11 protein-coding genes, 5 tRNA genes and 1 rRNA gene are annotated in these 11,224 nt (G+C 40.5%); 15 read left to right on the top strand and 2 right to left on the bottom strand.

Annotated features, from left to right (window positions below; genetic code table 11):
* The 6 genes from C4S54_RS05860 to C4S54_RS05835 form a co-directional block, all read left to right on the top strand.
* Positions 1-225 (top strand): 23S ribosomal RNA (locus C4S54_RS05860); the annotation flags it as partial.
* Between the two features lie 113 nt (positions 226-338).
* Positions 339-411, top strand: a tRNA-Asn gene (locus C4S54_RS05855).
* 132 nt (positions 412-543) lie between these two features.
* A tRNA-Glu gene (locus C4S54_RS05850) sits at positions 544-615 on the top strand.
* Between the two features lie 4 nt (positions 616-619).
* Positions 620-693 (top strand) — tRNA-Ile (locus C4S54_RS05845).
* A 29-nt stretch (positions 694-722) separates the two neighbouring features.
* Positions 723-795: transfer RNA gene (locus C4S54_RS05840), tRNA-Val, on the top strand.
* A 60-nt stretch (positions 796-855) separates the two neighbouring features.
* A tRNA-Leu gene (locus C4S54_RS05835) sits at positions 856-941 on the top strand.
* 35 nt (positions 942-976) lie between these two features.
* On the opposite strand, the gene C4S54_RS05830 is transcribed toward C4S54_RS05835, so the two are convergent.
* Complete coding sequence (locus tag C4S54_RS05830) at positions 977-1,318, bottom strand: helix-turn-helix domain-containing protein (RefSeq protein ID WP_103868686.1); 342 nt, start codon at positions 1,316-1,318, stop codon at positions 977-979.
* 105 nt (positions 1,319-1,423) lie between these two features.
* On the opposite strand from C4S54_RS05830, the gene C4S54_RS05825 reads away from it, so the two are divergent.
* The 8 genes from C4S54_RS05825 to C4S54_RS05795 all read left to right on the top strand — a co-directional run bounded on the left by C4S54_RS05825 (position 1,424) and on the right by C4S54_RS05795 (position 7,704).
* A complete protein-coding gene (locus tag C4S54_RS05825; RefSeq protein ID WP_103868685.1) occupies positions 1,424-1,795 on the top strand; it encodes a hypothetical protein in 372 nt (123 codons plus the stop codon).
* A gap of 256 nt (positions 1,796-2,051) precedes the next feature.
* Positions 2,052-2,213 carry a hypothetical protein gene (locus tag C4S54_RS15950; RefSeq protein WP_160110694.1) on the top strand — a complete coding sequence of 54 codons (162 nt, stop codon included), beginning with the start codon at positions 2,052-2,054 and terminating at the stop codon, positions 2,211-2,213.
* Positions 2,214-2,216: 3 nt separating this feature from the next.
* Positions 2,217-2,696 carry a DNA-deoxyinosine glycosylase gene (locus C4S54_RS05820; protein WP_103868684.1) on the top strand — a complete coding sequence of 160 codons (480 nt, stop codon included), beginning with the start codon at positions 2,217-2,219 and terminating at the stop codon, positions 2,694-2,696.
* A 124-nt stretch (positions 2,697-2,820) separates the two neighbouring features.
* Entirely contained in the window at positions 2,821-4,002 is a 1,182-nt protein-coding gene (locus C4S54_RS05815) for a MerR family transcriptional regulator (RefSeq protein ID WP_103868683.1), read from the top strand.
* A 308-nt stretch (positions 4,003-4,310) separates the two neighbouring features.
* Positions 4,311-4,805 carry an HIT family protein gene (locus C4S54_RS05810; protein ID WP_103868682.1) on the top strand — a complete coding sequence of 165 codons (495 nt, stop codon included), beginning with the start codon at positions 4,311-4,313 and terminating at the stop codon, positions 4,803-4,805.
* Positions 4,798-5,565, top strand: a complete 768-nt coding sequence (locus C4S54_RS05805; protein ID WP_103868681.1) for a hypothetical protein — start codon at positions 4,798-4,800, stop codon at positions 5,563-5,565. The genes C4S54_RS05810 and C4S54_RS05805 overlap by 8 nt, the downstream gene beginning before the upstream one ends.
* Positions 5,566-5,691: 126 nt before the next feature.
* Complete coding sequence (locus tag C4S54_RS05800; protein ID WP_103868680.1) at positions 5,692-6,576, top strand: DUF6033 family protein; 885 nt, start codon at positions 5,692-5,694, stop codon at positions 6,574-6,576.
* Between the two features lie 21 nt (positions 6,577-6,597).
* Positions 6,598-7,704, top strand: coding sequence for a hypothetical protein (locus C4S54_RS05795; protein ID WP_103868679.1), 1,107 nt, complete (start codon positions 6,598-6,600; stop codon positions 7,702-7,704).
* Here the strand turns inward: C4S54_RS05795 and C4S54_RS05790 are convergent.
* A complete protein-coding gene (locus C4S54_RS05790; protein WP_103868678.1) occupies positions 7,641-9,164 on the bottom strand; it encodes an alanine/glycine:cation symporter family protein in 1,524 nt (507 codons plus the stop codon). The genes C4S54_RS05795 and C4S54_RS05790 overlap by 64 nt on opposite strands.
* 181 nt (positions 9,165-9,345) lie before the next feature.
* Between C4S54_RS05790 and C4S54_RS05785 the strand changes: the two genes are divergently transcribed.
* Complete coding sequence (locus tag C4S54_RS05785; protein ID WP_160110693.1) at positions 9,346-11,178, top strand: acyltransferase family protein; 1,833 nt, start codon at positions 9,346-9,348, stop codon at positions 11,176-11,178.
* Positions 11,179-11,224 lie beyond the last annotated feature (46 nt).

Raw genomic sequence — 11,224 nt, 5'->3', positions numbered from 1 at the left:
CGGACCGCTGGTGTATCAGCTGCATCGCCAGATGCATAAGGCTGGGTAGCCACGTCCGGAAGGGATAAACGCTGAAGGCATCTAAGCGTGAAGCCCCCCTCAAGATGAGATATCCCTGGCTTGTCCAGTAAGACCCCTTGTAGAGTACGAGGTTAGATAGGCACAAGGTGTAAGCATGGTAACGTGTTCAGCTGATGTGTACTAATAGGTCGAGGGCTTATCCATAAAGGTAAGTATAGAGAATTGGATTTAGATAAATCAGTGTTCGGTTTTGAAGGTACAAGAGATATGAAAGACCATGCAGAAGCATGGTATTTTGTATATAAGGTATCTTATAATCCTCCTTAGCTCAGTCGGTAGAGCATTCGGCTGTTAACCGAAGTGTCGTTGGTTCGAGTCCGACAGGGGGAGTTAGAGCACCTAGTGAGGTATTGTCGAACTTGGTGCGAAGCCTGCACAGCTACTTAGCGAGTTTTCTCACGAGCTTAGTAGAGTGGGCAGAGCGAAAAGCACAAAGCACCGTAGCACGGTTGCAAAGCATATGGCTCCGTGGTCAAGCGGTCAAGACATCGCCCTTTCACGGCGGTAACACGAGTTCGATTCTCGTCGGAGTCATTTAGGAGATTTAGCTCAGTTGGTTAGAGCAACCGGCTCATAACCGGTCGGTCCCGGGTTCAAGTCCCTGAATCTCCATTAGTTCTTTAGAACTTAACCCAGTATATGGGGTCTTAGCTCAGCTGGGAGAGCATCTGCCTTACAAGCAGAGGGTCACAGGTTCGAGCCCTGTAGGCCCCATTCGCGATATGTTGTATATAGCATATCGCGTATTTTTTACCAGAACTTAATATGGTAAATGCCGGCGTGGCGGAATAGGCAGACGCCCGGGACTTAAAATCCCGTGGGTAGTGATACCCGTACCGGTTCGACCCCGGTCGCCGGCAGTAAGAGAGAAGCAGTGATGCTTCTTTTTTTGCGTTCATTTATTTTGCTGAGTCAGTTTATTAAAGTATTCTAATAACCTTTTTTCTAAGGATTTATCCTTCTGTAGAGAGTTTACAAATGAAAAGAGTTCTGGGTCTTCAGATGAAGAAATCGTTATTGTACTTGGATTTGGATCATCTGTTAAGCCATAAAGATAGTCAGAAGTAGTGTTGAACATTGACGCTATGAAACATACTGTTTGGAATGATGGCTCCCTTTGCCCATTTTCATAACGACCGTAACCCATTGCAGACATGTTGAGTTTTCTTGCTGCTTCAGCTTTGTTCATACCTAATTGTTCACGAATTTGGATTATTCTTTCAGCTTTGAATTTCATATGGACCTCATTTCACTATTGACAAGTAACCAATGGTTATGTATCATACAATAACCGATGGTTATATTATAGCCTAAATTTTACATTTATCAAGGAGGAATAAAAATGGGATGTTGGATGATTGGGGCAGGTGAACTAGAGATAATTCCTGCGCCAGATGAGACATTGATCAAGGAGTACATAAAGTTTTCAAATAGGATCAATCCATATGAAAAAATGGATGAAAACTTTCCAAATCCGTGGTTTTTTAATGAGGATAACCGATTAGAATCGATAGCTGGTAAATTTGCGGAACCTTCTGTCTGGTATAACTACATAAAGAACTTTTTTGAGGCGCTAGGTTATAAACTGGTTGGTGAAAAGCAAATAGTTGGCGAATGTGATCCTGAAGTAAATTTCTGGGAATTGGGTGATATTCAGTACAAGAAGTACAAAAAGTGGAAAGAGAGAATTCAGGATTATGGATTGGAAGCATAAAAATGTGCAATGAAATTCCTATGAATTATCTCTTTATATTCTTGACTTAAGGTTTTGATTACAATACTATAATCTTAACAGCGGACACTTGAGGTTCGTTTGAACGTCGAAATCAAAGAGGGTTCTGGAACGCTTTCTTTGATGGAGTTCTAGGTGGGTTCGATAAATAACCACAAACCAGATAGGATTATCCGAAAGAAAATTATCTAAAAGACCTTGTAACCAAATACAAGGTCTATATTTTTGGGGAGATACAATGGGAGTATTAGAATCTTTAAGCTCATATGACAAACTGTTAAATACGGAATATCTTATAAAAATAGGCCGTAAAGGAAAGGCTGGCGTTCTTTGCCAGGTTTTTGATAAGGTTGATTGGTTCCACACGATCAAAGCTATTCTAATGATTAAGAGAGCGTGAAAAATGGTTATACATCCGATAAAACCTGTTTATGATAAAAATTCAAAAATTCTTATTCTAGGGAGCTTTCCTTCTGTTAAATCAAGAGAAGAAGGTTTTTTCTATGGACACAAGCAGAATAGATTTTGGAAGGTTGTTTCTGAAGTATTTGAAGAGGGAGAGCCAGTGACAATTGAGGAGAAGAAAGCTCTTTTGTTAAGAAATAAGATTGCATTATGGGATGTTATAAAGTCTTGCGATATTGTAGGATCATCGGATTCCAGTATCACTAATGTAGTACCGAACGATCTAAGCGTTATTTTAAATACAGCGGATATCAAGGCAATATATGCTAATGGTAAAACGGCACTTAAGTATTATGAAAAGTATACGGAGCCAGTGATCAAAAGGCCTGCAATATGTCTTCCTTCGACGAGCCCTGCAAATGCCGCATGGAATATGGAAAAGCTTCTGGAAGAATGGAAGTGCATAAAATGTATATAAAAAAGTATTGACCTTGCCCTTGGGGCAGCCCTTAACATTAAGCCATCACATGATAAGAAGGTTAATATCATCTGTTTGGTCTAATAGTAATGGAGATTTTTTTATCTAAATGGAGGGCAACGATATGAAAGAAAAAATGACATCCGGAGAAATTGCAAAGCAGGCAGGAGTATCAACAAAGGCGCTTCGTGTTTATGACGAAAAAGGGCTTCTTAAGCCTATTGGGCTTTCTGAAGGGAATTACAAACTCTATGATAAAAGCTCATTAATTATTCTTGAAAAGATCATTGCGCTTAAGCATATTGGATTTAGCCTTGAAGAGATAAAGAGCAGTCTTGAGAATGATGATCAGAGTTCCATAAGGGAAATCCTTGAAAAGCAGCTTGAAATGATGAATCAGAAAATATATGAGCTTCAAAAGTCTGCGAAGTGCATCAAATCAGCACTTGCAAGGTTTGATGAGAATCCTGACTGGGACGATATTGCAGATATCATCAAGAAGATGGAAATGAGTCAGGGGGCGGATGAACGCAGGTGGTATGCTGAAGAACATGCAGCTGACGGAATCGAGTGGTATGAAAAGATTTTTAATTCGTTATCCTTTGAGGAAAATGATACTGTTCTTGACCTAGGTTGCAGTTACGGCTTGTTATGGAGAAAGAACTGGGAGCGCATTCCTGAGAATTTCAATGTGGAAGGTGTAGACATCCACGGAAACTGGGCTGATGATTTCTATAATTATCTTGAAGAGAACCGCGAGACGCTTCCTAAAGGCTCTGATATACAGGTCATTTTTAGTAACCTTGAAAAAGATGATACCTGGGAAAAGATAAGAGAGAAGAGGTATTCAAAGATTATTGCTCATTATCTTTTATCTTACCTGCATGATGATGCATATTTTATCAAGAATGTGGCGCAGGTACTGGCAGCAGGTGGCATGTTTTCTGTGAATCACTATGGTGAAGCGGTTAAGGAATATGATTTTTGGGAAAAGTGTTTAACTGAAGCGGGACTTGATATTTCTTTTGCCCATAAAAAGAGAGATGAGAGAAGGCAGGCAGACGTAGAGTTTGAAGCGCTTTTATCAGAGAGTTTTGACAGAGTAGAAAAGATAGCGCTTCCGGGACCGCTTGTATTTGATAATGCAGGTGCTCTTTTTGACAGAGTGCTGAAAAAGTATCCAGAAGGCGGAAAATACCTTGAGGATAACAGAGAGAAAATTGAGAAATATTTTGATAGTGCCTTGCTTGGTGACGGACCTGTTACTGTGGATATGGACAGTGTGTTCTATCATTGTTTTAAGTGACATGTGAGCTAAATATGAACCGGCAGTAATTGTATGTGGCTTCAAACTTAGAGTTTATCTATGTTTGAAGCTTTTTTATAATAAATCAAAAACGGTACAGATGTAAAAATAATCGTCTTTATGCATGTGATGCTGGCGTCATAACAATAATAATGAAATGTGTTATAGGTTGTAATAAGTGGCTCATAAAATGTGTGAAAAAGGATTGAATGGACTGACTTTTGTGTAAAAAAGACAACTAATATTGACCTTGCCCTAAGGGCATGCTTTATCCTTATAGTTGAAAACTAATATGCAAAGGGGAAGCTATGAACAGAAAAGATATATTAGGGAATGAAATTAAGTCTGAGTGCGTAGGATGCGCAATTGTGCGTGGCGAGATGAAACTTCCTGGGGGAATAATTTATGATGGGGAGTCGATTATTCTTGCCGCAGATCCTGAGATTCCAATTCCCGGTTTTCTAATAATTACAAGTAAAAGACACATTCAGTCTTTTGCGGAATTAACTGTAGACGAGAGAGCTGAGATAGGAAATGCAATAGCAATTGCAGAAAGAGCTGTAAAGGATCTGAAAATTGCCGAAACTGTTACATTGGTTCAGGAAGAACGCTCCAAGCACTTCCATATATGGATTTTTCCTAATCAGGAGTGGATGCTGGAAAAATTTGGATATGGTTTGCAGTATCTGCGTGATATCAATGCTTTTGCCAAAGATAATGCTTCTTATGCGGATATTGAGAACGTGATAAGGACTGCCGAAGAAATCAAGAAATACATAGAAAGCGAAGACAAATATGACTAAAATCATTCCGATAAAAGAGCTAAAAATAAAAGAAACTGCAGCAAGAGAGCTTCCTAAGGATATTGAAGAAAGAGTACAAGTTTACTGGAATGAACTTACAGCAAAGTATCCGGGGATGTTTAATGGGGCGTTATATTCTGTAATCAATATGGAAAATGATGACGGCATAGTCACGATAACCTGTGAGCCTTCTGATTATGCTCATTACAAATACAGTGAGATCAAGGATCTTGGAGAGTATGCATGTAGAAGTATGTATGCCGGTTGCATATTAGTTTCATCTGACAAAAAACTATTTGTTTCGTTAAATGGCGTAGGTTCAGAGTTTGTAGGAAAGATTCAGGGAATAGGTGGAGTTATGGACCCTTCTGACAGGTTTATTGGTGGCGCCATACATGAGGATGGCAGTACAGATAATAACAAGTTATCACCTTTAGTGACAGCATTTCGAGAGCTTGGAGAAGAGGTTGGAAAGGAAATCAGGGATAGCGTTACTGATATAGGCAAATCGTATCTTGTTACTAATGACAATAAGTATGGCTTTCCATTTGTTTTTTATTCAAACCTTGATTCAAAAACAATTCAACATGCCTTTGATTCCTTTAAGAAGGAGACAGGCAGTAATGAGGTTGATAGACTGATTTCTTTTGGGAAAGATGATATGGCTGAACTTGAGAAATATGAATCCGGACAAGATATTGGTGTAGTGGATCTTTTGAAAATCATTATGGGGGAATGGACCACAAACCCCGTCCCCTAGGACCACCCGAAGGGGGTTAAGTTTAAGTGGATTTGTGTCGATATATTTGTTGATAAGGAAAAACAGGAAGATTTTTAGGTTTACAGGTTCATGGATGTCGGCTTTTTTACAAGGAGGTAGATCAGTATGGCAGGGATTAATGGTGTTTCCACTTATCAGCAGAGTAGTCATGGTGTCTATAATGAGAAATCAGTAGCATCGAAGACTTCTAATACAGGTAAGACAGATCAGGCTGGTTCAGCCAATGCTTCTCAGGCAACAAAAACAAATACAAAACCGTGGAGTCCGATTGATACAAAGAGCTCGCTGGTGCCAAAGATGACAGAGTTTGGCGCTACTATTGGTGATGTTCAGCTTTCGGATAAGGCAAAAGACTATCTTGGAAAGCTGCAGTCGAAATTCCATAACATGGAGTTCATAACGGTCAGCAAGGATATGAAGGCGCAGGTTCAGCAGAATGCTGCGGCTTATGGTAATGCCAACAAAATGGTGGTTCTTATTGACGAAGAAAAACTTGAGAGAATGGCCACGGATGAGAACTTCCGCAAGAAATACGAAGGAATAATTGCTTCATCCCAGGCTAAGATGTTGCAGGCCAAGATGGGGCTTACAAGTAGTGGCGCTAATATAAAGAACTTTGGAATGAGCGTCGATTCTGATGGAAAAGAGAATTTCTTTGCCACAGTGACTAAATCATCAGATATTCAGAAGAAGCGCATTGAAAAGAAGGCCGCTGAAAAGAAAGCACAAAAGCATCAGGACAAGAAGAAAGCAGAAAAGAAGGCTCAGGAAGAGCGTATTCAGAAGGCAAGGGATAAAAAGGCTGAAAAGGCAGATCAGGACAAAGAAAATACTGAAATTCAAAATGATGAGGAATATGTAACATTTGAAGCAGATTCTATGGATGAACTCCTTTCAAATGTACAGGCCTACTCCTACAATAATGCGTCCGGAACTGTCATGACAGAGTCAGAGAAAATGGTTGGAACAAAGATAGATTTCAGAGGCTGATGGAAGTAAGCGGGGTGCGGTATGAATATATCTTTTAATACCAATAACCAATACTATTCATCCTACATGAAGAATGCCCAGGGGAGTCTTTTTGCCCAAAATCAGGTAGGAAAGCAGGGCGGAGCTTCGAAAAACACCATTATGGGAAAGAGTCCTGTAAACCCTATGGCCTCAAGTTTTGATAAGATCACAGACAGAGCAGCGGAAGATAGAAACGGCTTATCACAGCAGATGCGGCAGATGATCCGTACTCTGAAGCAGGATTCCTTGCAGAATCAGAATAATAAAAAGGTAAATGATTTTCTGGAGACGTCAGGTGCTCCTGATGCAGCAGAAACAGAGATGGAAAGCGCTGAAAAGTACAACTACAAAGAAGTTGCATCCAAGATACGCAGTGCCAAGACATCAAACAGTGCGGGGCAGGCTGTGCTTGCGGCCAAAAGAGCTGTCACGCAGATAAAGAGAAAGATTTCCTCCGGGGATGGAGACCCTGAGGAACTGCAGCTGGCTTTAACCCATGCAAAGCGCATGGAAATGGTAGCAAAGAAAAAGAAACATCACTTGGAGCTTGAAGAAATGGTGACTCGTACTCAGAAGAGAGACGAGCGCTTAGACCAGCAAAAGGATGCTGTTCAGGGTATGCAAAGTGCCATAACACAGGCTGAAGAAGAAAAGATCACTGAAAAAGAAGATGAAATCTTTGATGAGCGTGAGGAAATGCTTGAAGAAGCACTTGCGCAGATAGAAGAAAGCGGAGAAGCTGTTTCGGATGAAATGATGGCTGAGCTTAATAAGATGATCTCAGAATTTGGAGAGGAAGAGCTAAAAGAGCTTCAGGAAGCCATGGAAATGCTTGAAACAATGGAAGTTGTAGATCCTCACATGAGCAGGGAGGACCTTGAAGACCTTAAGAGAAAGCACAGGGCTTCAGAGGAAAAAGCCATCACAAAGGCTAATATGGAATATCTTAAAGATATGGTAAAACATGAACTTGGAAAAGCAGGACATATACCCACTATGGGAGGCCAAAATGCAGCTCCCATAGTGAGTGGAAATGTGTCTTTTTATTCTCCTGAAGCTATGGGCTCTAATTCTTTATCAGCCAGTTCTTTTTCATGTAATGCCTGAATGTCGTCAATTGCAGAGAGCATAGGCTTTACGTCCTGATGGAGAATGACTCTCTGAACGTAGTTGTGGGTAATCTTCATAACTGTGCCGCTTAATGAAAGGACGCCGATAAGGTTAGGTATTGCCATCATTCCGTTGAATGTATCTGAAAGATCCCAGGCAAGTGTAAGATCCATAGTTGCGCCAAATACGATGAATACCACGAAAATTATGTGGTAGAACTTTATATTTTTTCTTCCGAAAAGATATTCAAAAGCTTTACTTCCGTACTGGCTCCAGCCAAGAGTAGTAGAGAAGGCAAAGAGCAAAATAGCGATTGCGATAAAGGCATATCCGAACTTACCAAATACAGTTGAAAAAGCTTCAGCAACAAGAGCGGTTGATACCTGACTTGAAGTTACAACGCCGGTCTCAAGGTCCACAAGACCACTTGAAAGAACTGCAAAAGCTGTGATGGAGCATACAATTATAGTATCTGCAAATACCTCGAAAATTCCCCACATTCCCTGAACTACAGGCTCACGAACGTTTGAGCTTGAGTGAACGATTACTGATGAGCCAAGTCCGGCTTCGTTAGAGAATACTCCTCTTTTCATTCCCCACTGAACAGCCATTGCTACGCCGCTGCCTACAATACCGCCGCCTACAGCGCGAAGGCCAAAGGCACTTTTGATGATTGATGTAAATACTGCGCCAAGCTGGTCAATGTGCATGATGCAGACTATGATTGCGCCAACCATATAGATGATAGCCATAAAAGGAACAAGTTTTTCTGTGACAGAGGCGATTCTCTTAAGACCGCCAACGATAACAAGGCTTGCAAGGATCATAAGTAAGATTCCGGTAACAATGCTTGGGATACCAAAGGCAGTGTTCATATTGACTGCGATTGAATTGATCTGACCCATGTTGCCGATACCAAATGAAGCAAGGATACAGAAGATACTAAAAAGAACTGCCAGGACAGAGCCTGCAACCTTGCAACCGGGCTTGGAACCCAGGCCATCACGAAGATAATACATAGCACCGCCGCACCACTCATTTCTCTCGTTCCTTCGGCGGTAGTAAATACCAAGTACGTTTTCTGAGAAGTTAGTCATCATTCCAAAGAATGCCACAATCCACATCCAAAAAATAGCACCCGGACCACCGGAAGCGATGGCAGCAGCGACACCGGCGATATTACCTGTTCCGATTGTAGCTGCCAGTGCTGTACACAGGCTTTGGAACTGTGATATCTGAGTGTCATTCTCTTTTGTATGTGCAGTGACATGTGAGTCTTTAAATATTCCACCGATCGTGTTCGAAACCCAATGTTTAAAATGGGATATTTGGAAAAATTTAGTGAGACATGTCATAAGAATTCCTGTTCCTACTAAAAGAACAAGCATTGGAAGTCCCCAAACAAATCCGTTAACAGCATTATTGACGTTTTCAACAGTTGATAAAAATTTCTCCATACGACTCTCCATCCTATTAAAAAAGTTTTTTTAACTTTATCACATTAAAATGAGAAAGAAAAGTAAAATGTATAATTGTATACAAAAATATTGCAACAATACATGCTACCGATAAAAAGAAAACGTGTTTATAATAAATGTAGCAAAAAAGCATATTACTATGAGTGGGGGATTCTGGACAATGGAGGAAGGCATCTTTAGGGGAAGAAAGATACAGTTTTCGCAGGACTATCTAAATCTGAAGCAGAGTAAGCAAATCCAGGCGCTTGCGTGCATCGGAATCATGATACATCACGTCACACAGCAGATAACGTCATATGGAAATAATCCTAAAGGACCCATCACTGTATTTAGTTACATAGGATTTATGTTCACAGCACTGTTCTTTTTCTTTTCCGGATATGGGCTTATCTATAGCTATCTAAGTAAAGAGGACTATCTTGGAGTTTTTTTTAAAAAACGCCTTCCGGCGGTGCTTATCCCTTTTTGGATCACCAATCTTCTGATTGTTTTGGCTCAGTTGTTCTATAAAAAAGAATCCCTTGGTTTAGTCAAGGGGGCAAAAGAGATACTTGGCCTTATATTGGTAAACAGTAATGGCTGGTTTGTGATAGAGATTGTTATTTTGTATCTTTTGTTTTATGGCGTTTTTTTAGTTATGAAGAACAAGGACATGGCGCTGCTTTTGCTGTGTCTTTTGACGGTTGCACTGATTGGATTCAGCTTTTTCCAGGGCCATGATCCATATGAAGGAAAGGTCCACTGGTTTAGAGGCGAGTGGTGGTACAATTCGACGATCTGCTTCTGCTATGGGCTTATATATGCAAGATTCAAGGAACAGATAGAGAGTTTATTAAAAAGAGCTTACTATCCAATTGTTGTTGTGATGGGAATTCTTACGCTGCTCATGACAGCAGGCAATATCTACTGCCTTGATCACTACGGCTATTATCGTGAATGGGTGCATGATGGGGCGAGTTTTGCAGCGATAACTCTATTTGTACAGATGGTCACATGTATTGTTTTTACGACCTTTGTACTTCTTCTCAATATGAGATTTCCGCTAAAAAGCAGAATACTTGAGTATCTTGGGAGCATTTTGCTTCCGCTGTTTCTGGTACATGGGTATGTGGTGAATACTCTTTTGCATGATATCAGGGTAAGTGACTTATTAAGATATGTGATAATAATCGGCGTAAGTATAGCGCTTTCGGTTGTTATAGCGCCGGTTACAAATTTTGCTGTCAAGGCTGTAAAAGAACTTTTGAACACTTCTTTTGAAGCAAAGGCAGCAGTGGGAACAACGAAGACCCCAAAAGCAAATTTAAAAAAGGTGGCGATCATTTTAGCTCTTATGTGCGGCTTGGCAGTAATAGCAATCCCTGTAATCCATTCAGTTGTTATTTCAAAAGAATTCAGTGAAGAATGCGCTGTTTTTAAGGATGCGCAGGTGGGCGACGTAGTAAAGTTTGGGCATTATAATACAAAGCTTAATAATCCCGGGAAAGAAAGGCTGACCTGGGTAGTTGTAAAGAGGCAGGAAGATAAGCTGTGCCTTATGTGTGAGTATGGAATTGCAGGAAGTTACTACAATCAGCATCATCAGGAGATAACCTGGGAAGATTCAGATATAAGAAGACTTATCAATTCAAAAGAGTTCACGGGAATCTTTAGTGGTAAAGAAGCGGATATCATCATTCAAAATGACGGGGATATGCTGACTTTGTTAACCCCTGAGGAGGCAGAAGAGTTTTTTGAAAGTGATGAAGCAAGGCAAATTGCAATAACAGATGTTGCGGCCAGAAACGGAGTGAACATCAACACTCCCAGCAAGGTCAACAACTGGGATATGAAAGGCTACAGGTCCTCCTGGTGGTGGCTTAGAGGTGAAAATACAACTCCATGTATAACTGCGCCTATTGTAACAGTTGACGGAACAATCGTTATGGATGAAAAAGTAGTAAATAAGCCAGGTGGAGCAATAAGACCTGTTGTCTGGATTTTATTGCGTTAAACCAGTGGCGTATTTTGGGGCGTTAGTGTATAATCTTCTTTATGTT

The sequence above is a fragment of the Butyrivibrio sp. Su6 genome, assembly GCF_900108105.1.
GTDB lineage: Bacteria > Bacillota > Clostridia > Lachnospirales > Lachnospiraceae > Butyrivibrio.
The sequence above is the reverse complement of the archived record's forward strand: the minus strand, read 5'-3'. Positions and strand labels throughout refer to the sequence as shown.

What these genes read in the sequence shown, in the direction of transcription:
- C4S54_RS05830 (WP_103868686.1), bottom strand. Translation starts at nt 1,318, where the DNA reads ATGAAATTCAAAGCTGAAAGAATAATCCAAATTCGTGAACAATTAGGT.
- C4S54_RS05825 (WP_103868685.1), top strand. Translation starts at nt 1,424, where the DNA reads ATGGGATGTTGGATGATTGGGGCAGGTGAACTAGAGATAATTCCTGCG.
- C4S54_RS15950 (WP_160110694.1), top strand. Translation starts at nt 2,052, where the DNA reads ATGGGAGTATTAGAATCTTTAAGCTCATATGACAAACTGTTAAATACG.
- C4S54_RS05820 (WP_103868684.1), top strand. Translation starts at nt 2,217, where the DNA reads ATGGTTATACATCCGATAAAACCTGTTTATGATAAAAATTCAAAAATT.
- C4S54_RS05815 (WP_103868683.1), top strand. Translation starts at nt 2,821, where the DNA reads ATGAAAGAAAAAATGACATCCGGAGAAATTGCAAAGCAGGCAGGAGTA.
- C4S54_RS05810 (WP_103868682.1), top strand. Translation starts at nt 4,311, where the DNA reads ATGAACAGAAAAGATATATTAGGGAATGAAATTAAGTCTGAGTGCGTA.
- C4S54_RS05805 (WP_103868681.1), top strand. Translation starts at nt 4,798, where the DNA reads ATGACTAAAATCATTCCGATAAAAGAGCTAAAAATAAAAGAAACTGCA.
- C4S54_RS05800 (WP_103868680.1), top strand. Translation starts at nt 5,692, where the DNA reads ATGGCAGGGATTAATGGTGTTTCCACTTATCAGCAGAGTAGTCATGGT.
- C4S54_RS05795 (WP_103868679.1), top strand. Translation starts at nt 6,598, where the DNA reads ATGAATATATCTTTTAATACCAATAACCAATACTATTCATCCTACATG.
- C4S54_RS05790 (WP_103868678.1), bottom strand. Translation starts at nt 9,164, where the DNA reads ATGGAGAAATTTTTATCAACTGTTGAAAACGTCAATAATGCTGTTAAC.
- C4S54_RS05785 (WP_160110693.1), top strand. Translation starts at nt 9,346, where the DNA reads ATGGAGGAAGGCATCTTTAGGGGAAGAAAGATACAGTTTTCGCAGGAC.